Annotated in this window: 21 protein-coding genes and 1 pseudogene; 12 read left to right on the top strand and 10 right to left on the bottom strand. The window is 62.6% G+C overall.

Annotated features, from left to right (window positions below):
- Nucleotides 1–34: 34 nt before the first annotated feature.
- Nucleotides 35–739 (bottom strand): glutathione S-transferase family protein, encoded by a 705-nt coding sequence (locus tag NKH02_RS28350; protein ID WP_352882996.1) that lies wholly within the window; start codon nucleotides 737–739, stop codon nucleotides 35–37.
- A gap of 106 nt (nucleotides 740–845) precedes the next feature.
- On the opposite strand from NKH02_RS28350, the gene NKH02_RS28345 reads away from it, so the two are divergent.
- Entirely contained in the window at nucleotides 846–1208 is a 363-nt protein-coding gene (locus NKH02_RS28345) for a winged helix-turn-helix transcriptional regulator (RefSeq protein ID WP_352882994.1), read from the top strand.
- A 72-nt stretch (nucleotides 1209–1280) separates the two neighbouring features.
- Nucleotides 1281–1796, top strand: a complete 516-nt coding sequence (locus NKH02_RS28340; RefSeq protein WP_352882992.1) for a CAP domain-containing protein — start codon at nucleotides 1281–1283, stop codon at nucleotides 1794–1796.
- A 68-nt stretch (nucleotides 1797–1864) separates the two neighbouring features.
- Here NKH02_RS28340 and NKH02_RS28335 read toward each other — a convergent pair whose 3' ends face one another.
- The 4 genes from NKH02_RS28335 to NKH02_RS28320 form a co-directional block, all read right to left on the bottom strand.
- Nucleotides 1865–4546: an EAL domain-containing protein gene (locus NKH02_RS28335; protein WP_352882991.1), complete on the bottom strand. Its 2682-nt coding sequence runs from the start codon at nucleotides 4544–4546 to the stop codon at nucleotides 1865–1867.
- Nucleotides 4547–4873: 327 nt separating this feature from the next.
- Nucleotides 4874–6406 carry a DHA2 family efflux MFS transporter permease subunit gene (locus NKH02_RS28330; protein ID WP_352882990.1) on the bottom strand — a complete coding sequence of 511 codons (1533 nt, stop codon included), beginning with the start codon at nucleotides 6404–6406 and terminating at the stop codon, nucleotides 4874–4876.
- A 307-nt stretch (nucleotides 6407–6713) separates the two neighbouring features.
- Nucleotides 6714–7895 (bottom strand): HlyD family secretion protein, encoded by a 1182-nt coding sequence (locus tag NKH02_RS28325; RefSeq protein ID WP_352882988.1) that lies wholly within the window; start codon nucleotides 7893–7895, stop codon nucleotides 6714–6716.
- Nucleotides 7892–8368: a MarR family winged helix-turn-helix transcriptional regulator gene (locus NKH02_RS28320; RefSeq protein WP_352869425.1), complete on the bottom strand. Its 477-nt coding sequence runs from the start codon at nucleotides 8366–8368 to the stop codon at nucleotides 7892–7894. The genes NKH02_RS28325 and NKH02_RS28320 overlap by 4 nt, the downstream gene beginning before the upstream one ends.
- A 214-nt stretch (nucleotides 8369–8582) precedes the next feature.
- Here NKH02_RS28320 and NKH02_RS28315 point away from each other — a divergent pair, with 214 nt between their 5' ends.
- The 6 genes from NKH02_RS28315 to NKH02_RS28290 are packed head-to-tail and all read left to right on the top strand — an operon-like array spanning nucleotide 8583 to nucleotide 14380.
- Nucleotides 8583–9191 (top strand): CDP-alcohol phosphatidyltransferase family protein, encoded by a 609-nt coding sequence (locus NKH02_RS28315; RefSeq protein WP_352882987.1) that lies wholly within the window; start codon nucleotides 8583–8585, stop codon nucleotides 9189–9191.
- A 39-nt stretch (nucleotides 9192–9230) separates the two neighbouring features.
- A complete protein-coding gene (locus tag NKH02_RS28310; protein WP_502913867.1) occupies nucleotides 9231–11015 on the top strand; it encodes a bifunctional alpha/beta hydrolase/class I SAM-dependent methyltransferase in 1785 nt (594 codons plus the stop codon).
- 5 nt (nucleotides 11016–11020) lie between these two features.
- Nucleotides 11021–12346, top strand: coding sequence for a phosphatase PAP2/dual specificity phosphatase family protein (locus NKH02_RS28305; protein WP_352882985.1), 1326 nt, complete (start codon nucleotides 11021–11023; stop codon nucleotides 12344–12346).
- Nucleotides 12343–12786, top strand: coding sequence for a hypothetical protein (locus NKH02_RS28300; RefSeq protein WP_352882984.1), 444 nt, complete (start codon nucleotides 12343–12345; stop codon nucleotides 12784–12786). Before NKH02_RS28305 ends, NKH02_RS28300 begins: the two co-directional genes overlap by 4 nt.
- Nucleotides 12783–13445, top strand: a complete 663-nt coding sequence (locus tag NKH02_RS28295) for a lysophospholipid acyltransferase family protein (RefSeq protein ID WP_352882983.1) — start codon at nucleotides 12783–12785, stop codon at nucleotides 13443–13445. The genes NKH02_RS28300 and NKH02_RS28295 overlap by 4 nt, the downstream gene beginning before the upstream one ends.
- Nucleotides 13445–14380: a phosphatidate cytidylyltransferase gene (locus NKH02_RS28290; protein WP_352882982.1), complete on the top strand. Its 936-nt coding sequence runs from the start codon at nucleotides 13445–13447 to the stop codon at nucleotides 14378–14380. The genes NKH02_RS28295 and NKH02_RS28290 overlap by 1 nt, the downstream gene beginning before the upstream one ends.
- A gap of 21 nt (nucleotides 14381–14401) precedes the next feature.
- Here the strand turns inward: NKH02_RS28290 and NKH02_RS28285 are convergent.
- From NKH02_RS28285 to NKH02_RS28265, 4 genes and pseudogenes are all read right to left on the bottom strand, one after another.
- Nucleotides 14402–14530 (bottom strand): annotated as a pseudogene (locus tag NKH02_RS28285) (iron ABC transporter permease); the annotation flags it as partial.
- An 86-nt stretch (nucleotides 14531–14616) separates the two neighbouring features.
- Nucleotides 14617–15756, bottom strand: coding sequence for a DSD1 family PLP-dependent enzyme (locus NKH02_RS28275; protein ID WP_352882980.1), 1140 nt, complete (start codon nucleotides 15754–15756; stop codon nucleotides 14617–14619).
- Nucleotides 15753–17054: a D-arabinono-1,4-lactone oxidase gene (locus NKH02_RS28270; RefSeq protein ID WP_352882979.1), complete on the bottom strand. Its 1302-nt coding sequence runs from the start codon at nucleotides 17052–17054 to the stop codon at nucleotides 15753–15755. The genes NKH02_RS28275 and NKH02_RS28270 overlap by 4 nt, the downstream gene beginning before the upstream one ends.
- A 12-nt stretch (nucleotides 17055–17066) precedes the next feature.
- Nucleotides 17067–18254, bottom strand: a complete 1188-nt coding sequence (locus tag NKH02_RS28265) for an MFS transporter (RefSeq protein WP_352869409.1) — start codon at nucleotides 18252–18254, stop codon at nucleotides 17067–17069.
- Nucleotides 18255–18380: 126 nt separating this feature from the next.
- On the opposite strand from NKH02_RS28265, the gene NKH02_RS28260 reads away from it, so the two are divergent.
- The gene (locus NKH02_RS28260) at nucleotides 18381–19007 is read left to right on the top strand and encodes a TetR/AcrR family transcriptional regulator (protein ID WP_352869407.1); all 627 of its coding nucleotides are present in this window, start codon (nucleotides 18381–18383) and stop codon (nucleotides 19005–19007) included.
- A gap of 16 nt (nucleotides 19008–19023) precedes the next feature.
- On the opposite strand, the gene NKH02_RS28255 is transcribed toward NKH02_RS28260, so the two are convergent.
- Nucleotides 19024–19875 carry an ATP-grasp domain-containing protein gene (locus tag NKH02_RS28255; RefSeq protein ID WP_352869405.1) on the bottom strand — a complete coding sequence of 284 codons (852 nt, stop codon included), beginning with the start codon at nucleotides 19873–19875 and terminating at the stop codon, nucleotides 19024–19026.
- An 84-nt stretch (nucleotides 19876–19959) separates the two neighbouring features.
- On the opposite strand from NKH02_RS28255, the gene NKH02_RS28250 reads away from it, so the two are divergent.
- The 3 genes from NKH02_RS28250 to groL all read left to right on the top strand — a co-directional run bounded on the left by NKH02_RS28250 (nucleotide 19960) and on the right by groL (nucleotide 22937).
- Nucleotides 19960–20757, top strand: a complete 798-nt coding sequence (locus NKH02_RS28250; protein WP_352882977.1) for a class I SAM-dependent methyltransferase — start codon at nucleotides 19960–19962, stop codon at nucleotides 20755–20757.
- Nucleotides 20758–20922: 165 nt separating this feature from the next.
- The gene (groES, locus tag NKH02_RS28245; RefSeq protein WP_031261112.1) at nucleotides 20923–21219 is read left to right on the top strand and encodes a co-chaperone GroES; all 297 of its coding nucleotides are present in this window, start codon (nucleotides 20923–20925) and stop codon (nucleotides 21217–21219) included.
- Nucleotides 21220–21281: 62 nt separating this feature from the next.
- The gene (gene groL, locus NKH02_RS28240) at nucleotides 21282–22937 is read left to right on the top strand and encodes a chaperonin GroEL (RefSeq protein WP_352882975.1); all 1656 of its coding nucleotides are present in this window, start codon (nucleotides 21282–21284) and stop codon (nucleotides 22935–22937) included.
- Nucleotides 22938–23081: the final 144 nt, after the last annotated feature.

Here is a 23081-nt window from a genome sequence, read left to right as displayed (position 1 = left end):
TCGGCGCCGCGCGGTTGAAAATACCTGAAGCGCGTCAGGCGGCGAAGCGATCGATCACCTCGGCCAGCGGCACATGGCCAAGGCAGGCGCCCGAACCAGCAGGCCTTTCGCCATCCTCGACAGCCAGGGCATATCGCACCACCGGTTCGGCCTCGATGCGTCGGCGCAACCCGGCCAGCCTGGGATAGGCAGCGCCGTCGATCGCCTGGTGGAACTCCGCCCATCGGGCCACGCCAATCAGCGTGGTATCCGCCAGCGTCAGTCGATCGCCGACCAGAAAGTCCGTATCGGTGATCATCGCTTCAAGGCGGTCGTGGCGTTTGGCTACGGCCTTGCGGCCGAAGTCGCGTAAAGTCGCCTTCAGAACCGGTTCATCCGCGGCCATTTCCAATGCCGCCCAGAGCGGGCTGAAGGCGGCGGTGAATCCGGTGTTCACAAAGGCCATCAACTGATGCATGCGGTCGGCTTGCGGCGTGCGCGGGTCGAAGCTGATGCGACGTTGCGTGTCGCGGGCTTCGACCCAAGCGGCGATGGCCATGGTCTCGGTGAGCACCGCGCCTTCGTCGGTGATCAAAACCGGAGTTTCTTGACGGTCGTTGATGCTGGCATATGCATCGTTCTTCATCTCGGTGAGCATATCGACGCGACACAGGCGATAAGGCTGCCCGACGCGTTCAAAGGCGGCGACGAGCCCCATCGAGCTTCCCGCCGGGAAGCCATAAAGGAGGATAGGTTCCATTTGTTTTCTTCCATGATTGAAGGGATCACGCCGCGCAGCGAAACTTGACCCTAAACGCTGGTCGCCCCATGTAAATTACGCACAATTTTGTAACCAGGGACTACCCATGAAAGACGTCGTCTCACGCTGCCCGATCGAAGAGACCATGCGCGTGCTAAGCGGCCGCTGGCCCACCTTGCTGCTCTATTATCTGAAGGACGGGACCAAGCGGTTCAGCGACCTGAGGCGCAACAACCCAACGGTCTCGCACCGCATTCTGGCGCTGGAACTGCGCAAGCTGGAGGACGCCGGTATCGTGCGGCGAACGGTGTATTCGGGCTATCCGTTGCGCGTTGAATACGATCTTACCGCGCCGGGTCGCGGGCTTGTGCCGCTGATCGATGCGCTCGGCGCCTGGTGGGTGCATACGGAAGACGATCGGATGGGCGGTAATCCAACCTCGGACGCAAATCTCGACACAGCCGCCTAGGATCGTCGATTCCACCGCGGTTTTCGCCGCCCTGCCCGGCAAAAGCCATGATCGCCACTATTTCAGGTGGGCATGACCGTTGCGAAAATCGAAAACCACCCGATCCCGAATCTGAACAGGCGCATGCTGCTGAAGGGCGTCGGCCTTGCCGCGTTGGCCGGGCTTGCCGCCTGCGGCACCGTTTCGCTGCCGACCGGCGGAGGCGCCGGGGTTTCCTCATCCGCCACCGGCACGCTGGCCGGCATCCGCGCTTCGGCCGGACTCGCGGCGCTGGTCCCCGACCGGCAGCTCGAACAGGCCGCCCTGCAGCAGGCCGGCTACATGGCGCAACGCCGTCGCATGAGCCACACCACCGGATGGGGCAAGGATTTCGCCTCGCGCGTCAAAGACAATGGCATTGCGGGTGCGGCCGCGGAGAACATCGCCGAGGGCCGTTTCGACCTGCAGAAGCTGTTCGATACCTGGGTGCATTCAGCCGGCCATCGCCGCAATATGCTCGATCCGCGCTTCACCCGCTTCGGCCTTGCCTATGTGCGCGATGGCAGCGATAGCAACCTCCGTTACTGGAGCCTCGTGCTCGGGAAATAGCAGCAGGCGTATCGCCGTCGGCCGCCGGCTTCTTCGTCAAGCTGCGCGGCGGATCAATGGCTGATCCGTCAATCCTTCGGGTTGAGCAAGGTCTCGATGTCCCGTGCGGAGACCGGTTTGCTGAAGTGATATCCCTGCATTTCATCGCAATTGTTCTTGCGCAGGAAGGCGATTTGATCGTCGGTTTCGACGCCTTCGGCGATAACTCTCATGTTCAGCTTTTGACCCAACGAAATTACGGCGCTCGCAACAGCCTGATCGTTTTCGTCATCGGCGACGTCGTTGATGAAAGATTTGTCGATCTTTAGCCGCGCAACTGGAAACGTCTTGAGTGCGCTGAGGCTGGAATAGCCCGTCCCGAAATCGTCGATCGATATCTGAACGCCAAGATGTTGCAGTTCGTTCATCGTCGCGACCGCCAAATCGGTGTCCTGCATGATGAGGCTTTCGGTCAACTCCAGCTCCAGATAGCTTGCCTCAAGGCCGCTCTCCTGGAGTGCATTGACGACACGTCCGATCAGGTTCCTTTCCCTGAATTGCCGAGCCGACACATTCACGCAAACCGTCATCGGCGGCAGACCCGCATCCTGCCAGGCCTTGTTCTGTCGACAGGCTTCGTGCAGGACCCAATCGCCGATCGGCACGATCAGACCTGTCTCCTCGGCCGCAGGAATGAAGCTGGTCGGCGCTATCAGGCCCAGTGTTGGGTGGTTCCAGCGTATCAACGCTTCCACCGCAAAGACACGCCCCGAGCGAAGATCAACTTGCGGCTGGTAGACCAGCGCGAATTCCGAGGCGGCCAAGGCGTTTCGCAATTCCTCTTGAAGCACGAATTTTTCATGAGCCCTTGAGTTGAATTCGGGAGCGTAGAACTGGAAATTGTCGCGGCCGAACTCTTTCGCGCGATACATGGCTGCATCGGCATTGGCCAGGAGTGTTTCCGGGTTCGCTCCATCCTTGGGATAGTTTGCGATGCCGATGCTGGCGGTTGTTCGTAGCTGATGCTCTCCGAGATGAACCGGCTCCGCGATCGCGGCCCGGATCTTCTGCAAGCTCTGGGAGATGAGATCGACATCGGTGGGCTGGTCGAACAGGACGATCACAAATTCATCGCCGCCAAGTCGCACAACGGTGTCGGTCGCCCTTACGCATTCGACCATACGGCTGGCGACGGTCTTCAGGAGCTCGTCTCCGGCATTGTGGCCAAGCGTGTCGTTGACGAGCTTGAAATTGTCCAGATCGATGAACACCAGCGTCACCCAGCGATCGTATCGCTGCGCGTACAAGATGGCTTGAGAAAGCCGGTCCTCCAGCAAGGCGCGATTAGGAAGCCCGGTAAGCACGTCATGATTTGCCATGAAGTGGATTTGGTCTTCAGCCAGTTTGCGCTCGATCGCTATACCGGCGATGCGGGTCGTGAAATCAATCAGCCGGGTCTCGGCCTCGACCGGTTCACGCACCGTCATCGAATACATTGCAAAGACACCCAAAACCGCGCCCTGATGCGACAGGATCGGGGTCGACCAGCAAGAACGATAACCGTATACCGCCACCAGTTCGCGGTAATCCTCCCACAGCGGATCTTGTATGACGTCGGCGACAATGACCGGCTCCCGCCGATAGACCGCGGTCCCGCACGATCCGACCTTGGGACCGATGGCGATGCCATCGATGGCGTTCGTATAGCCTTTCACCAGGCTCGGCGCCGCACCGTGCCGCAAATGGCTGCCGTCCTTGTCGAGGAGCAAGACGGAACCGAATATGCCTGTCAGCTGGGATTCCACGAGACGCATGAGGCGGTCGAGCACGTCCTCGAGCGGAGCACTCATCGCGATCATTTCCAGGATTTGCGCTTGCCCGTCACGGAGGACGTCGGCTTGCTTGCGGGCAGTGATGTCGTGGGCGATGCCAATTAGACCGAATATCTCATTTTTAACATTGCGCAGCGGCACCTTCGTCGACGAGAACCACTTGCCGACGCCGGACGCATCGACAACAAACTCCTCCTCGTCGATCATCGGCTGTCCGCCGGTGAGGACGTTCTGTTCGATCAGGCGAAATTTCTGCGCAAGTTCGGGAGCATGGAGATCAAAGTCGGTCAAGCCGATCATGTCGCTTGTCTTGTCCCGGCCATTGTCGGACGCAAGGGCCCTGTTGACCATCACGAAGCGGCTTTCGGTGTCCTTGACCCATAGATAGCCCGGCACCCAGTCGATCAGCGTCTGCAGCGAGATGCGTTCATTGACAATCTGGCGATTGGCCGCGAGTTCCGTAACGTCCGAATGCGTGGAAACCCAGCCGCCGTCGGGCATAGGTTGGTGGCAGACCTGGATTGTCCGGCCATCGGTGAGGTTGGCGGTCCAGATTCTTGAAGTGACACTCGAATTGACCGACCGGGCCAATGCTAGATAGGCGTCGGCAGCCATAGCGGATGTTCCGGCAGCGACGCGTCGCTCAACGATTTCACCCAGTGTCAGGCCCGGCTGCAATTGCTCCACCGCAATGCGGTAGATCTCCGCATAGCGACGGTTAGACAAGATCAGACGTTCATCGGCGTCGAAAAAGCAAATGCCTTGCGATATGTTGTCGATCACCGTCTTGAAACGGAGCGCCTGGCCTTCGAGCCCGACGATCGTAGCTCGAAGCTCGTGCTCAAGGGTTTCGTAGGAAGCCGTAGCCAGTTTTGCCAGTGCGGCCAGGCCGCTCGACTCGGGCACCTCGGTGGCTAGCCTGGATGATTTCGTGACCAAACAGAGTTCCTCCGATTTGGCGCATGGGAAAATACCGCTCACTTGCAGACGGAAGTCCCCATAGTGTTACGGATATACTAATGACAGATGAACTGGATCGAGATCGAGGCTGCGGAGCCTCGATACCTGAAGCCAAGGGCTGTTCTCGAACCTCTTTTGAGCTTCCAGACTCAGTATTCTTCAACATCAGGATGAATTCGGCCGACAACCGCCCGAGGCGATCGCCACTGCGCCATCCGCTACTGGGATAGTTGAGAATGCAGGCTGTATGATCATGATCTCCAGACTGGCTGCCACGGAGACATACAACCTCCAGCGCAACGGCATCTAGTCCATGTGCGCGGCTGGTGCGCCAGCGGCAGGCGCCTGCTTTGGCTTGCGCAGCAGGAAAACAAACGGGATGGCAAGCAGCGTCATCACCATGAGTATTTTGAAGTCATTGACGTAGGAGATCATCATCGCCTGGAGATTGACCATGCGGTCGACTTGCGACAGCGCCGTTGGATCGCCGCTTGCGGCCGCCGGGGAGACCGCCCACAGATTTGGGTTGAACGGATTGATGAAGGCCGAAAGCTCGGAATGATTGACCTGCGTGTTGCGCACCATCAGAACCGTCACGACCGACACGCCAATGGACGAGCCGAGGTTACGCACCAGGCTGAACAAAGCCGTGGCGTCGGTGCGGAAGCGCACATCCAGCGTGGCGAAGGCGACCGTCGACAGTGGCACGAACACCATGCCCATGCCCAGGCCCTGGATGACGCCGGAGCTGAGGATCAGCCAATTGTCCATCTGCGGCGTGAAGGTGGACATGGTGTAGAGCGACTGCGCTGTCAGCAGAAAGCCGATGACGACAAGAATCCTGGCGTCGATCCTGCTCATGAGCCGCCCGACGACAAGCATCGAAATCATCGTGCCGACACCGCGCGGCCCCAAGACGACACCGATGGTGACGGTTGGATAGCCGAAGATGGTCGACAGCATCGGCGGCAGCAGCGACATCGAGGCCAGGATCAGCACGCCCATGACGAAGATGAACGCCAGCCCGGTGACGAAATTGCGATCGAGGAAGATCTTGGGATCGATGAAGGGGTGTTCCGCCGTCATCGTGTGGATGATGAACATCCAAAAGCCGGTGAGGGAAAGAGCAAGCTCGATCCAGATCTCGATCGAGGAAAACCAGTCGACCTCGCCGCCGCGGTCGAGCAGCAGCTGCAGCGCACCGACACCGAGCGATAACATGGCGAAGCCGAAGAAATCGAAACCGCGCACCCGCCGGGCAACCGCCGGCAGATAGGCGGCCATGCCGAGGAAGGCGATGATGCCGACCGGCAAATTGATGAAGAACACCCAGCGCCAGTTGAAATTCTCGGTCAGCCAGCCGCCGAGCGTCGGGCCCAGGATTGGCCCCAGCATGATGCCGGCGCCCCAGATGGCCATTGCCTGGCCGTGGCGTTCCCTGGGGTTGATGTCGAGCAGGAAGGTTTGCGACAGTGGCACGATGGCGGCGCCGAACACGCCCTGCATCAGCCGGAAGAACACTATGCTCTCCAGGCTCCAGGCAATACCGCACAGCATCGAGAACACGGTGAAGCCGACAACCGCCCCCAGGAACAGTTCCTTGCGGCCGAAGCGATCGGCCAGCCAGCCGGTCACCGGCGTCATGATGGCGGCGGCGACGATGTAGGAGGTCAGCACCCAGTTGATGTTGTCCGGCGAGGCGCCGAGATCGCCGGTCATGGTCGGCAGCGCGACGTTGGCGATCGTCGTGTCGAGCGCCTGCATGATCGTCGCCAGCATGAGCGCGACCGTGATCAGGCCGCGATGCGGCACTTCTTTGAAGGGTTCGGGCGTGCTCATGACGTGGAACTTCCAGCAGGTAACAAAAACGTGTACAACGGGTTTCCGGGCGGCAAAGCCTTCCGTTGAGAGACCTTCATCGCGGTGGGACGCGATTATCGATGTGGGGGTTACATCGACCGAAAGTCTCTGATGAGCGGATGCCTGCCGCCCGGAAACATGAGGACCGACGGGTCCGTGCCGAAGATTTCAGATTCCGGTCAAGCCGCGCGGCGGCTTCGCCCAGACGCTGATCCTTCCCACTCCTCCATCAGACCAATCCTGCTACTCGCTTCCACCCGCAGGTCCCCGCGGGATTCCGCTGACTTTACTGCGCGGTCTCGCCAGCCGTGGCGTGACCGAAGATCGACGGCAGGCCACGCGCCACGCCGGTGTCGACGGTAACGGTGGCGCTCATGCCGGTGCGCAACGCCATCTTGGCGCCGGCATCGGTCAGTTCGAGACGCACCGGAATGCGCTGCGTGACCTTGACCCAGTTGCCGGTGGCATTCTGGGCCGGCAGGAGCGAGAATTCCGCTCCCGTGCCGGCGCCGATCGCCTTGACCGTCGCTTCGAAGGTGCGCCCCGGATAGGTGTCGACCACGATATCAGCCTTCTGCCCGGGCTTCATGTGGGTGAGCTGCGTTTCCTTGAAATTGGCGGCGATCCAGGTGTCGCCGGTCTCGACCAGCGAGAACAGCGGCGTGCCGGAACCGACATACTGGCCGACCTTGAATGAGGAAGCCTGGCTGACGACGCCGTCGGCCGGCGCCTTGACCGTGGTCCGCGCCAGGTCGTAGGCCGCCTTGTCGCGCGCGGCGAGCGCGGCCATCACGGTCGGGTGCTTGTCGGTCTCGATGTCGGGGTTGCCGCCAAGCGCTGCCTTGGCGCTGATGATGCCTTGCTCGGCAACGGCCAATTGCTGCTTGGCCTTGTCGAGATCGTTCTTGGCCTCGTCCAGTGACGACTTGGCGTTGATGCCCTTCTGGGCAAGGTCGGCGGCGCGGTCGAACTGCGACTGGGCGAAGGCGACCTGACTGGTGTCGGATTTTTGCTGAGCCATGGACTGGCCATAAGCCGCGCGCAACTGCTCGACATTGAGACGCGCTCCCGCAACCGCCGCGTCGGCCTGGGCCAGCGCGATCCGGTATGGCTCGGGGTCGATGGCAAACAGCACATCACCCTGCTTGACCAGCTGGTTGTCGGCGATGTCGACCTGAACGATACGCCCGGCCGTGTCGGAAGCGATCGAGACCTTGGCCTGCTGCAGATTGGCGTTCTCCGTCTCCTGGTAGCGGCCGCCGGTGACCCAGACATAGCCGCCGCCGGCAGCCAGTGCGGCAGGCAGTGCGACCATCAGCAGAAAGCGACCCAGCCGGCGCTTCTTCTTCACAGGGGTCAGGGCTGGCTGCACCGGGGGAGCAACCGTCACCGGGGCGGCGGCCGGCTTCTCCGGCGCTTCCATTTCCAGCTCGGTCACTTTCTCGTCTATCTTGGCTACCGCGTTCATGCTGCTGCGCCTTCTGTCTTTACTTTTTCAATGGACGGCGTCTCGTCGTCGGTCAGGTTCCGGACCATCGCTTCAAGCCCCTCGATGAGGACACGGCGGGCTTCCGGCTTCACGCCGACCAGTGATTCCTCGTAGACTTCCCCGGCAATGCTCTTGATCACGGCGTAGGCTTCGCTCGCCTTGGGCGTCAGGAAGATCATGCGCACCCGGCGATCGGTGGCGTCGGGACGACGCTCGATCCAGCCGCCCTCCTCCATGCGATCGACCAGGCGAGAAACGCTGATCGGCTCGATTTCGAGAAGTTCGGCCAGCCGCGCCTGCGCGACGCCGTCTTCCTTGGCAACGCGGACCAGAAGCCGCCATTGCGCCGAAGAAAGCCCCAAGCCACTGGCCCTCGCCTCGAAGCGCTTGCGCATCAGGCGCTGCACGTCGTGGATCAAGAAGCCCAATCTGTCGATGCCATCGGAAACCATGAGCGGGATATATAATAAGCGTGCTTACTATTCAAGATGCCGCGTTGCACAAGAAGCCGGCAAATGCGCATGACAGCCATGCGATGCAGTCATGGTTAGCGATTGGTGAGCGCCTGGTCGCCATGCCAGTCGGCATAGCCGCTCCGCCACGTCATGCTGGTCGTGTCTGACATATTGATGTACAGCCGTTGGTCAGGATCGGGGGATCACGAAAATGCCGACGCTTTACGCTCTCAAGCCGGCTTTCCAGGGAAGGCTGCGGCCGCTGGTCAATCGGCTGGCGGCAATCGGGGTCACTGCAAACAGCATAACCATCCTGGCGGCGTTGATGTCGATGGCGGCAGGAGCGGCCATCGCGGTTCTGCATGAATGGCGCTGGCTGCTGCTGTTGATTCCCGCGGTGATGTTCGTGCGAATGGCGCTGAATGCCGTGGATGGCATGCTGGCGCGGGAACACGGGCAGGCCTCGACGCTCGGCATGTATCTGAACGAGTTTTGCGACGTCGTTTCGGACTTCGCGCTGATTCTCCCTTTTGCCGTCTTTCCGGAATTTGGCGCATGGGGCGTCATCGCCTTCGCGATATCGGCGGCGCTGACCGAGTTCGCCGGCGTGCTCGGCATCGCCGCCAAGGTCGGACGCAACTATGCCGGGCCGTTCGGCAAGAGCGACAGGGCGCTGGCGCTCGGCGTGGTCGCCGTGCTGTGCGCCGCCGGGCTCTGGCCGGCCTCCATCGCGCCATTTGTGTTTCCGGCCCTGGCAACGCTTTCGCTGCTGACCGCCATAAACCGGATACGCGCCGGCCTTATTGGCAGCGCCAGCTGAGCATCGAGGCTCGCTATGCCGCCAGAGGGAAAGACCATGATGCACGAGCCGATCGCCGCCGCGCCCACGCAAAGCCTTGAGCGGCAAGCGCAGGAGCGGGTCTTCCGCAGCCATGACGGGACGGAGATCTTCTACCGGTTCTGGCCGGCGGCGTCCGCGGATGCCGAGGGCGCGGTGGTGCTCTTCCACCGCGGCCACGAACATGGCGGCCGCATGGCGCACCTCGTCGATGAATTGCGGATGCCGGACCACGCCTTCTATGCGTGGGATGCCCGCGGCAATGGCCGCTCGTCCGGCGAGCGCGGCTATGCCCCTTCCTTCTCGGCCCTGGTGCGCGACATCGACTGTTTCATGGGCGAGATCGCCGCCAGGGATGGCTTCGCCACGCGGGATATCGCGCTGATCGCGCAATCCTTCGGCGCCGTGCTCGCCGCAGCCTGGGTGCATGATTATGCCCCGAAGCTGCGCGCCATGGTGCTGGCCTCACCGGCCTTCTCGGTAAAACTCTACGTGCCCTTCGCCAGGGAAGGCATTGCGTTCTGGCAGAAGATCAAGGGCCGCTTCTTCGTCAATTCCTACGTCAAGGCGAAATTCCTGACCCATGATCTCGTGCGCATCGCCTCCTTCGAGAGCGATCCGCTGATCACACGGCCGATCGCCTCCAACATCCTGGTCGAACTGTACCAGTATGCCGCGCGGATCGTCGCTGACGCCCGCGCCATCACCGTGCCGACGCAGCTTCTGCTTTCGGGCAGCGACTGGGTGGTGCGCCACGGTCCGCAGCATGAGTTCTTCGTCAATCTCGGCAGCCGCGCCAAGGAACGCCATGTGTTGCCGGGCTTCTTCCACGACACGCTGGGCGAGCGCGATCGGGCGCAGGCCCTCGACCTGATCCGGCCATTCCTGGCCAGGCAGTTCGCGGCATCGGATGCGCCGGTCGACCTGAAGCAGGCGGATATTGCCGGCTACACCCGCGACGAGGCCGATAGGCTTGCCTCGCCGCTCGATCTGTTGTCGCCCAAAGGCCTCTACTGGGCATTCAGCCGTGCCTCCATCCGCATGGGCGCCTGGATCTCGCAGGGCATGAAAACCGGCATCGCCACCGGCTTCGATTCCGGCTCGACGCTGGACTATGTCTATGAGAACGACGCGCGGGGTCTCACACCCCTTGGCCGTGTCATCGACCGCATCTTCCTGGAGGCCATAGGCTGGCGCGGCATCCGCCAGCGCAAGCTGCATCTCGAGGAACTGATCGGCTCGTGCCTGATGACGCTCAAGGCCGCAGGCCGCCCGGCGCACATTCTCGACATCGCCGCCGGCCACGGCCGCTATGTTCTCGATGCCATCGTCAAGAGCCCCGACCAGCCGGCGAGCGTGCGCCTGCAGGATTATTCCGACCTCAACGTGCAGCTTGGCCGCAAGTTGATCGCCGAACGGCAATTGCCGGCTGATGTCTCGTTCCAACGCGCCGACGCCTTCGATGCCGATATGCTCGGCTCGATCGATCCGGCGCCCGGCCTCGCCATCGTCTCCGGCCTCTACGAGCTGTTCTCCGACAATGCGATGATCGCCCGCTCGCTCGGCGGATTGGCCAGCGCCATGCAGCCGGGGGGTCTTTTGCTCTACACCAACCAGCCCTGGCATCCGCAGCTCGAGATGATCGCCCGCAGCCTGACCTCGCATCGCGGCGGCGAGGCCTGGGTGATGCGCCGGCGCACGCAAGGCGAGATGGACCAGCTTGTCGAAGCCGCCGGCTTCGACAAGCTCGACCAGCGCATCGACCAATGGGGCATCTTCACCGTCTCGGTCGCGCGGCGCCGCTGAGCAGCATGGTGTCATCGCTTGCATCCACCGCGCGCGACGAGCCCTATGGACGGGTGGTCGTCAGGGCGGCCCTTTGGCTGGCCTTCCTGGCGCCGTTCTTCTACCTCAGCTACGGCTTCGCCAACTGGCTGGCGTCGCGGCGCGACGATGTCGGCAGCATCGTATTCTCCTGGGAACACAGCATCCCGTTCCTCGCCTGGACCATCGTGCCCTATTGGTCGATCAACCTGTTCTACGGCCTGTCGCTGCTGCTCAACGACAACAGGCAAGGGGTCGACCGCCTGGCCGGGCGCTATCTCACGGCGCAGATCGTCGCCGTTGCCTGCTTCATCCTGTTCCCACTGACCGCGACGTTCGTGCGGCCGGCAACGACCGGGCTGCCGGGCTTCCTGTTTGCCGTGCTCGGCGGTTTCGACAAGCCGTTCAACCAGGCGCCCTCGCTGCACATCGCCCTGTTGGTGATCATCTGGGATCATTGGCGCAACCGGCTCGGCGGCTTTCTCCTGCCGGTCTGGCATGGCTGGTGCTTCCTCATCGGTGCTTCGGTGCTGACGACCTGGCAGCATCATTTCATCGACATCCCGACCGGCGCGCTGCTCGGGTTTTTCGCGCTGTGGCTGTTTCCCCGCAGCGGCGCGTTGCCGTTTTCAGGCGTCCGGCTGACCAGCGATGCGAAGGCGCGGCGGCTGGCGCGGTTCTATGCGCTCGGTGCTGTCCTTGCCCTGGCCGCTGCCGCGCTCGGCGCCTTCTTCTGTGCCGTCGCGCTCTTCCTGCTTTGGCCGGCGCTGGCGCTGGCCATCGTCGCCTTCGCCTATGCCGGGTCCGGCTCGAAGGTGTTCCAGAAATCCGCCGATGGCAGCATCACGCTTGCAAGCCGTATTCTGCTCTTGCCCTACCGGCTCGGCGCCAGGGCAAACATGTGGGCCTGGACGCGTAATCTTGCTCCCCGGGTGGCGGTTGCCGATGGCGTTTTTCTCGGGCGCTTTCCCACGGCAAGCGAGGCCAACAGCTTCGGCACGATCATCGACCTCGCCGCCGAATTTGAAAAGCCGGCAGGAGCCGATTGCCGCTGGATCAGCTTTCCGATGATCGACCTGTTGCCGCCGCCGGCGTCGATACAGCAACAGGCCGCCAGCGCACTGGAGAGTGCGCGCCGCGATGGCACCGTGCTGGTGTGCTGTGCGCTCGGCTTCCAGAGGAGCGCCGGCGTCGTCGCCGAATGGCTGGTTGCGACCTGCAGGGCCAAGACGCCGACGCTTGCCCGCGAGATGCTGATGGCAGCCGGCCGGCCGGTTCATCTTGCCGAGACCACGGAGCAGGCGGCGTCATGACCAGCAATGCTTACCAGGAAGGCGCCGACCGCTTCGCCCGCATGCTGATGCAGCAGGCCGCATGGCCGGCTGCGCTCGTGATCGCCGCAAATATCCTTGGGCCCCTGGCCGCGTCGGCGCGCGGAGCCTTCGAGACCTTGCCTGCGGCCGTCGCCTTGTCGATCACCGCCGCGAGCGCTGTCGCCGTGCTGGCGCTGTCGGCATTGCTGGCGTTCGATGCGCTGCTCTTCCGGCTGATGGCGAGCCACGACGACGAGGTTTCCGGCGGCGCCGCGGTGGATGACATGCTGGCGCGCATGCGCCTGAAACCCGCCGCGTCCACGACACGCACGCTCGATGACCGCATGGCTGGCACAAGCCGCTTGCTGTTCAAGCAGCGTGCGGCCCTCGCCCTGTTTGCCGTAGCACTTCTGGCGGCGGGGTTTTGGGCGCCGCGATGAACAAGCTTTCGCTGAAAACCTTCACCTTGCTGCAGACGGTAACCTCCGTCGGCCTCTCGGCGCTGGCCTGGATGGTGACCGGCGTGCGTCCGATATGGAGCGGCAGCCTGCCGTCCGACCGGCAGCGCATCTATTTCGCCAATCACACCAGCCATGGCGACTTCATCCTGCTGTCGGCCTGCCTCAGCGAAAAGGAGCGCGCGATCACCCACGCGGTCGCTGCCGGCGAATACTGGGGAAAGTCGCGGCTGCGCCGCTTCATTGCCGAGGACATGCTGTCGTCGGTGCTGATCAACCGGCAATGGACCAAGCCTGAGGAAAATCCGATCGAGATCATGCTGTCGGTTCTCGACCAGGGCCACTCGCTGATCCTTTTTCCCGAGGGCACCCGCAACATGACCGAGGAGCCGCTGCTGGCCTTCCGCTCCGGGCTCTACAATCTGTCGATGGCGCGGCCGCAGGTCGAGCTGATCCCGTGCTGGATCGAGAACATGTCGCGCGTGCTGCCCAAGGGACAGTTCCTGCCGGTGCCGCTGCTGTGCCGCGTCGTCTTCGGCGCACCGGTCGCCGTGACGCCTGGCGAAGAGCGCCGCGCCTTTCTCGAGCGTGCCCACGCCACGCTTCTGGCGCTCAACCCGCGTCCCGAGCGAGACGATTGATGCGCCACGAGATCTCCATCCTGATCATCGGCCTGCTGGCGGTTTTGACCACCGCCAGCATCGTCGCCGCCATACTTTCGGCGCGGGCGCCGAAGCCGCTAAGCTCGACCCTGGTCAATCTCACCCAGCGCATCAATGCCTGGTGGGTGATGGTGGCGATGATGACGGTCGCCTTCTTCTTCGGCCGCTACGGCATGACCATCCTGTTCGCGCTGATTTCCTTCGCCGCGCTACGCGAATTCGTGACGCTGACGCACACCCGCCGCAGCGACCACTGGGTGCTGCTTGGCATGTTCGGCATCATCATACCGTTTCAATACTGGCTGGTGTGGACCGCCTGGTACGGGCTCTTCGTCATCTTCATTCCGGTCTATTGCTTCCTGTTGATGCCGGCCATCACGGCGCTGCATGGCGACACCGAACGCTTCCTCGAGCGGATCGCCGCGCAGCAATGGGCGGTGATGATTTCGGTCTATTGCGTCAGCCATGTTCCAGCGCTGCTGACACTCGACGTGCCGCGCTTCGAAGGCCGCACCCTGCTGCTGATCGCCTTCCTGATCATCGTCGTGCAAGGCAGCGACGTGCTGCAATACATCTTCGGCAAGCTGTTTGGAAAACACCGTTTTTCGCCGAATGTCTCGCCGTCGAAAACCTGGGAAGGCCTGATCGGCGGACTGGTGTCGGCGAGCCTGCTCGGCGCGCTGTTGTCGTTCGTGACGCCCTTCTCGCCGCTGCAGGCGGCGGCCGTGGCCTTCGTCGCCTGCTCGATGGGATTTCTAGGCGGGCTGGTCGCCTCGGCCATCAAGCGCGACCAGGGCGTCAAGGACTGGGGCCATCTGATCGAGGGCCATGGCGGCATGATGGACCGCACCGACAGCCTGGTCTTCGCCGCCCCGGTGTTCTTTCACATCGTGCGCTATTTCTGGACGGTCTGAGTAAGCCGTTTCCGACCGCGCTCAGAGCAGGTTGCGGATGAGCATGGTGACGACGAGGAACGCACCGACCGAGCTGATGCCGATCGGCAGTTCCCGCGGCGGCGGCAGCGTTCGTGCCAGGAGATCGCTGGCCATCAAAAGCACAGCGCCGGAATTCGAACGCTACGGCCCCGAATTCGACCCGCGCGGCGGCAATGGCGGTTTGGAGATCTGGACCTCCGTGAAAGCGTAGGCGATCACCCCATCGGCAGCTCCGGCCAGCGATCGGCGATCCTACCACCGGAAAACACCGCGATCGATCCGAATTGCTGCAGCACGGCCTCGCTCTGCGTCGGGCGCAGAAAGGCATGGTCGCCTGGCCTTGCGGTCGCATCGGCCGGCAAGCCCATGAATTGCTGGTTGGAGGACAGGCCGAGCAGGGCGTTCGTCTTCATGCCTTCGGGGAACACGGGCTCGGCCATCCACTTGCCGCCATAGAGGTAGCACCCCTTGCGTGGAAACCGGCCGAGTGCCTGCAGCAGGCGGGTCACGGCAGGCGGGCCGGGCAGCATCGGCTCGACCACTTTCAGCATCGGCGTCGCGATAAAGGCAGCCGGCAGGAAGCCTTCGAGGCCGGGCGTATCGAAATCGCTGGGCAGCACGAAGGCCGAGCCCATCGACACTTCGTTGGCCACGCCGCCATGGTGGAGCAGTGCGGTCTTGCTGCCGCCGATGTTCAAGATGCGGCGCTGGTCGGCGCCGAGGCAAGCGACGAACGCCGTGGCCTGCGCCGACGCCTTTGCCAACGCTTTCACCGGCCCGCCGAACAGGCCGGGAATGTGCGGCGCATGCGCCTCGTAGGCCATGACGCCTTCGCAACGCAGCCGGGACGGCAGCGCGCTCAACGCCTTCGACAAGGACTCCGGGCTCGCAAAACCGCCGCGATGCAGTCCGACGTCGATCTCGAAAGCGATGCCCAGCTCGATGCCCAACTCGGTCGCGAGTGCGCCATATTCCGCCAGCCGCTCCTGCGTATCGATCAGCCAGCAGACACGCGACCAGTCGGCGTCGGCTTTCACCAGCGCCGCCCTTGCCGCGCCGACCGGCATCGGCTTGCCGTACAGCAGATCGGCATCTGGAAACGCCTTCAGCACCGCCTCGCTGATCGGCGGATGGAAGGACATGACGTGATTGGTGCCGAGCGCCTTGCCAATGTGCGAAAGCAGCGGTAGGCAGGCGAGCGACTTGTCGACCAGCCGCACGGCAAGGCCGGGATCCAGCCTCCCCTTTACCAGGGCGATGTTGCGATCCAGCCGGTCGATATCCAGCACCAGACAGGGCTGCAAAATGCCAGCAGTCTTTAGTGCGTCCGACAGGGCGGAAAAATAGGCGCTCATCGTTCGTTGCCAAAAGGACCGGGTTCGATGCCGAACAGGCCGGCCATGTAGGGCGAGACGAAGCGGTTTTGCGGATCGATGTCGCGCCGCACCGCCATGGCGTCGTCCCAGCGCGGGTAGAGCTTTTTCAGCTCCGCCGCCTTCAGGCTGTGCATCTTGCCCCAATGCGGCCTGCCACCGTATTTGCGGAAGATCGGCTCGGCCGCCCGCATGAACGGCAGCGGATCGTTCGCTGCGTCATGGTGGATGGCGATCGAGCAGGTCGGCCTCCTATAGAATGGCGACAGCCAGAATTCGTCGGGCGCAACGCTGCGCACCTCCATCGGGAAATAGACCTCGGGAAAGCGCTTCTCCGTCAGCTCGATGATTTCGGCCAGCGCCTTCGGCCCCTCCTCGAACGGCAAATGGTATTCCATCTCGTTGAACTTGGTCTGCCGGTCGCTGGCATAGACGTTGAGCCAGTCCTGCACGTAGTCCTCGGCCGGAAATTTGGCGACCGCCGAGCGGATGAGGCGGCCGCGCAGCGACGGCAGCCAGGCGAGCGCGGTGCGCAGCCGGCGCAGCGTCCTCAACCCGGCCTCATCCGCTTCCGGCGGTCGCGGGGTCGGTGCCGCGTCGCTGAGATCGCTGGCGATGAACTGCGCGTAACCGGAAAACGGAATGTAGTAGAATTCGGCCGAGCGATGGGCGGCCATCATCGTCTCGAAGTCCCGCAGCATCTCAGTGATCGGCAGCACCCATTTGCGGCGGCGCAGCCGGTAGGTGGCAATGTTGTTCAACGTTACTTCGGTCATCACGCCGAAGGCGCCGAGCGCGACACCAATGGCATGGATCATCTCCTGGTCCCCTGCCCGCTTGAAGTCGCGCAGCTTGCCCAACCCGTCGACAATCCGCACCGTCTCCAGCTGCGTGTGATAGGCACCGAGCGTCGGTCCCGAGCCATGGGTGGCCGTGCCCAGCGCGCCGCCGATGGCCTGGCGGTCGATATCGCCCATATTGGGCAGGCCCTGGCCGATGCCTTGCAGCATGTGCATGAGCGGCCCGAGCCGGGTCCCTGCCCGCACCCGCGCCTGATGTTTCTCGGCGTCGTGCGAGACCAGCCCTTCCAATTTCTCCAAGGACAGGATGGTGCCCTTGGATTTCACCAGCGGGGTGAAGGAATGACCGGCGCCGACGACGCGGATCGGACCCGGCGCTGTGCGCACCAGATCGCCCAGTTCGCCGGCATCGGCGGGACTGGCGATCAACCGCGGTTCGGCGGTGACAATGCCCGACCAGTTGCTCCATCTGTTCGACATGGCGCTCCCCGCTCAGGCAACGGCGCGGCGGCGCCGCGTCACGAGGATAAACAGACCGAGCAGCACCACGCTGGCCACAGCACTGGCGGCGGCGAATTCCGGCACCGGCCGGAAGTCCTTGCCGTCGATGAGCAGCGACGCGGCGATCGGTCCGATCGCCAGGCCGAACAGCTGGGCCGCGGGCACCAGCAGCACGGCGGTGCGCGTCTCGTCGGCGGTGATCGCCAGCCGGATCTGATAGGGCACGATGAACAAGAGGATGAAGCCCATGACCAGGGCGGCGATCCAGAATGTGGCGGGGCCAGGTCCGCTGGCGAGAACCAGCGAGCTGACAAGCGCGATGGCACCGATCGCGGCGATGGCCAAGCGATAATCGATGCGCGCCTCGAAAACGGTTGCCGTCATCGCACCCAGGACCTGCGCCGCGAGGCTGGCGGAGACGATCAGGCCGACGGTGCGGCCATCGATGCCGTATTGCGCGCCAAGCGGTTCCAGAAAGGCCCAGACCGCACCGAAGAACATGAAGTAGCAGAACACCGACAGCAGCGCGGTGAGCGAAGGAATCGTCAGCACATTGGCCAGATTCTCTTCCTTGGGCAGATCGGCGTAGTCCCCGGGGACGGTGAAGGCGACCGCCAGCGACGCGATGCAGACGACGGCAAGAACGAGGAAGCCGCCCGCCGATCCGGCTGCCGGGATGACATAAAGCGCCAGCAACAGGGCAAGCGCGCATTGCGCCAGTGTCTGCATGGTGACGAAATAGCCGCCGATGCGCTCGGCGCGCCGCGAACGGGCGATCAACTCCGTGGCGACCGCCACCAGACCGCCCTCGGCAAGACCGGCCAGGGCGCGGGCCCCGATCAGCGTGTTGGCGGTTGCGGCATAGGCCGTCCACACATTGGCCAGCGCCAGCAACAGCAAAAGGACGGCACTTTTCCGGCGCATGTTGTGGGCCGAAAGCAGCATCGCCACGACAGCAGAACCGATGGCAATGGCGATCATCTCGGCGGTCGCGACCAGCGCCAGTTCATCGCCGCTGACATGGCCCTCGGTGTAGAGCGCGCCGAGCAACACGGGCTGCAGCCCGAGGATGAGCAGGCCGACCGAACCGATCCACAGTGCCGAGGCAAGCTGTGCGCCGGTCGGATTGCCGACCAGCCAGTCGCCATTGCCCGAGTGCCCGGTATTTGTCGAAGCCAAAGGCGCCTCCCAACGTCCTTGCCGCGCGGCAAAAAAACTGACAACCTGTCAGCATTTCTAGAAACTGATACTTGATCATATTTCTTGTCAACCGGATTTTGAAAAACCCGTGCGAAAGATCGGTGCATGACGGAAGTGAACAGAACAGCCACCGAGCCCCGGCGCAGGCCCAAGCAGGAACGCAGCCGCGAGCGCATCGACGCGATCCTGTCGACGACCATGCGGCTGATCGGCGAGAAGGGCATCGACGCCGTCACCATGAAGGAAGTCGGCATGCTGGCGGGCGGGCCGATCGCCACCGTCTACCATTACTTTCCCAACAAATCGGCGATCCTGGCGATGCTCTACGAGCGGTTTTCAGAAGTCAGCCGTGCCCGGCTGACGGCGATCATCGCCGACGTCCGCGAGGCGAAGGACGTGATCGTGGCCGCCGACCGGCTGCTTGACGATTATCTCAGCCGCGTCGCCGGCGATCCGGCCATCCAGGATCTGCAGAACGCCATCCAGGCCGACAAGGCGCTCAAGAATCTCGACATCGCCGAAACCCGACATCAAGCCAGGATGTTCTGCGACCATGTCATCACCCTGCTCGAGCCCGGGAAGCGCGAGCAGTTCGAACGCATGGTCATCCTGATCTTCCAGCTCGCCGGCGGTGTCGTGCGCCTGGCGCTTGCCGAGGGCGAAGCGGAAAGCCGCCGCACGATCGAAGATTATCGTTCGATCATTCACACGCAGCTGCGGTTGTTTTTGTAGAACACCCATCATTGATCTATCGCACACCGCGGATCAGGCTCTCAAACCCATCGGCCAGATCGGAAGCGCCTGCCGCGAACATCCTCCTCAAATTGCTGGGACGGCCGGGGGTCTTGTTCGCATCCAGCAGCACCGCCCTGCCGTCATGCACCACAAAATCGAATTTTCCATAATCGAAGCCGAGCGCGCGCCGCAGCGAACGCAGTTCATCGGGGACCGGAACAGGCTCACGTCGGATCGTTTCGGATGCCTTGATCAACGGCTTGGGCGATACATAACGCGTGCAGCGCTCGCGGTCTCCGCAGAACACCCAGAAGCGCGCCGCGAAGCCATCGCGCTCTCTTTCCGGAATGAACTTTTCCACGACCAGATCGGCGCGGTCAAAGATACTTTGTGGAATATCGCCGATCGACTCATGGATCGCGTAAGGTTCCTGAACAGGCATGTCCGGAAATAGCTGAGGCTTGCCCGCGCGTTGCGATTGCCGATTGAGGAACGTCTCCGGAATACCCTGATTGTTGAGATTGCTTTTGACGATCACCTGACCTTGCCAGCTGTCAGCTCTGTCGACCAATGCACCGCTGATCCGACGCTTGGATATGTCGACCGCCCCGATATTGAGGCAGAATGCAAAACTTGATGCATAGTCGACATAGTCCGTGGGCGTCACCGTGGCGTCGACATGCAACACCGCTATATCGGCGCTGAATGGCGTCGACAGACCTTGCTGAACCCGAACCGAATGGCCGCGCCTTTTCAATTCGGCGAGAATGTCGAAAAGCATGTATGGGCTGCTCCTGCGCAGCAGGATGTCGCGCCTGCCCAGGAATCGGTCATGCTCATGGGTGACCACGAGAATACGCGCCAATCATCGACCTCTTGGCTTATACAACAACCTCTATTAAGCCCCGATGGGTATCTAAATCTAGACGTCCATGGCCCAATAAATTGCATGACAAATCACTGGGACAATTATCACCGCCATTGGAAACTTCTGGATGCGCCGCTCCGGCCAACAGCGGAAACCATCGGCATATTCGATCGCGAACTCGATCTGAAAAATGCCGACGTCCTGCTCCTTGGAGTGACGCCGGAACTGGCAATCCTGGGCAGATCGATGTTGGCGGTCGATCAATCGGCCACCATGATTTCCGGCGTATGGGCCGGCGACGACGGATCGCGAAAGGCGATAGCCGGCAACTGGCTTGACCTGCCAGTGGATCGGGCAAGTTTCGACGCCGTCATCGGCGACGGATGCCTGTCGGCGGTCGATTCCAAAGCCGCGCGCGGTTCGCTGTTTGGCGAAATCGCGAGGGTGCTGAAGCCTGGCAGGCGTGCGGCGATCCGCGTTTTTGCTCGGCCGGAAACGGCGGATGATCCGCGCGGCATCGAAGCTCTGGTTCTGGCCGGCGGGGTCGAGAATTTCCACGCGCTCAAATGGCGGATCGCGATGGCGTGCACGACCGACGACCGCGATTTCGCAATCAAGGTGCGAACGATCCGCGACACCTTCGACAGCCTGTTCCCCAACCGCGAAGCTCTTGCCGCGAGGACGGGTTGGACCATGGTGTCGATCAACACGATAGACGTCTATGCGGGCTCGGACATAAGCTACAGCTTCGCGACGCTGGCAATGCTGATCGAGGAAGCGAGCAACTGGTTCGACGACGTGCGCGTCGTGCCGAGCGGCAGCTATCCCCTGGCGGAGCGTTGCCCGCTGCTGGTGTTCGGTTCGGCCAAGCCCCGATAAGTTCGTCATCGAGGTGCCAAGAGGCGCTCCGACCGCCTTGACTCTGGCAGGGCGGCGGCCTATTTCAGCGCCACGTTAGCACTCGCCATTGGTGAGTGCTAACTCATATGTCCGGCGCCGCCGGACGGAGGAACTGTTCTCACCGTTCTCATCGAGGAAGAAAAAATGGCAAAGTCGAAGTTCCGCCCGCTTCATGACCGCGTGGTCGTTCGCCGGGTCGAATCCGAATCCAAGACCGCTGGCGGGATCATCATCCCCGACACGGCAAAGGAAAAGCCGCAGGAAGGCGAGATCATCGCTGTCGGCTCCGGCGCTCGTGACGAAGCTGGCAAGCTGGTCCCGCTGGACGTCAAGACTGGCGACCGCATCCTGTTCGGCAAGTGGTCGGGCACCGAAGTCAAGCTCAATGGCGAAGACCTTCTGATCATGAAGGAATCCGACATCATGGGCATCATCGGCTGATATCAGGCCTTTTCATCAACTGAATTCCCGGGCTCAATCAAAGCCCCTGCCAGGAGCTAAAAATGGCTGCCAAAGACGTAAAATTTTCCCGTGATGCCCGCGAGCGCATGCTGCGCGGCGTCAACATCCTCGCCGACGCGGTGAAGGTCACGCTCGGCCCCAAGGGCCGCAACGTCGTCATCGACAAGTCGTTCGGCGCGCCGCGCATCACCAAGGACGGCGTCACCGTCGCCAAGGAAATCGAGCTTGAAGACAAGTTCGAGAACATGGGCGCGCAGATGGTCCGCGAAGTTGCTTCGAAGACCAACGACATCGCCGGCGACGGCACCACGACCGCGACCGTTCTGGCGCAGTCGATCGTCCAGGAAGGCCACAAGGCCGTTGCCGCCGGCATGAACCCGATGGACCTGAAGCGCGGCATCGACCTGGCCGTGACCGAAGTCGTCGCGGCGCTCGGCAAGGCTGCCAAGAAGATCAAGACCTCCGAGGAAGTTGCCCAGGTCGGCACGATCTCGGCCAATGGCGACGAGTCGGTCGGCAAGATGATCGCGGAAGCGATGCAGAAGGTCGGCAACGAAGGCGTCATCACGGTTGAGGAAGCCAAGACCGCCGAGACCGAACTCGAAGTCGTCGAAGGCATGCAGTTCGATCGCGGCTACCTCTCGCCCTACTTCGTCACCAACGCCGACAAGATGGTTGCCGAGCTCGAGGACGTCTACATCCTCCTGCACGAGAAGAAGCTCTCCAACCTCCAGGCCATGCTGCCGGTTCTCGAAGCCGTCGTGCAGACCTCGAAGCCGCTGCTCATCATCTCGGAAGACGTCGAAGGCGAGGCCCTGGCCACGCTGGTCGTCAACAAGCTGCGTGGCGGCCTGAAGATCGCCGCCGTCAAGGCGCCGGGCTTCGGTGATCGCCGCAAGGCCATGCTGGAAGACATCGCCATCCTCACCGGTGGCCAGGTCATCTCGGAAGACCTCGGCATCAAGCTCGAGAACGTCGGCCTCAACATGCTCGGCCGCGCCAAGAAGGTGTCGATCTCCAAGGAGAACACCACCATCGTCGACGGCGCCGGCAAGAAGGCCGAGATCCAGGGCCGCGTTGCCCAGATCAAGCAGCAGATCGAAGAGACCACTTCGGACTACGACAAGGAGAAGCTGCAGGAACGTCTCGCGAAGCTCGCGGGCGGCGTTGCGGTGATCCGCGTCGGCGGTGCGACGGAAGTCGAAGTCAAGGAAAAGAAGGACCGCGTCGATGACGCCCTCAACGCAACCCGCGCGGCCGTCGAAGAAGGCATCGTTGCTGGTGGTGGCGTAGCCCTGCTGCGCGCTTCGGCCAACATCAAGGCCACCGGCGTCAATGCCGACCAGGCCGCTGGCATCAACATCGTTCGTCGTGCGCTGCAGGCTCCGGCCCGCCAGATCGCGGCCAACGCAGGTGCGGAAGCATCGATCGTTGCCGGCAAGATCCTTGAGAACAAGGGCGCGACCTTCGGCTACAACGCCCAGACCGGCGACTATGGCGACATGATCGCCATGGGTATCGTCGATCCGGTCAAGGTCGTTCGTACCGCTCTCCAGGACGCGGCCTCGGTCGCCGGCCTGCTGGTCACCACCGAAGCCATGATCGCGGAGGCTCCGAAGAAGGAGTCGGCTGGCGGCGGCATGCCTGGCGGCATGGGCGGCGGCGGCATGGGCGGCATGGGCGGCATGGATTTCTAAGAAGTCCATAAAGCTCGCCCATGAATCCAAGTTGCTCAAGCCCGCAAGCGGGCTTGAGTGGCGGCATGGATTTCTAAGAAGTCCATAAAGCTCGCCCATGAATCCAAGTTGCTCAAGCCCGCAAGCGGGCTTGAGTGGCGGCAT

The organism is Mesorhizobium sp. M1396 (genome assembly GCF_040317725.1).
Classification (GTDB): Bacteria; Pseudomonadota; Alphaproteobacteria; order Rhizobiales; family Rhizobiaceae; genus Mesorhizobium.
Note: the sequence above shows the minus strand (reverse complement) of the source record. Positions and strands in the feature narration are given on the sequence as shown.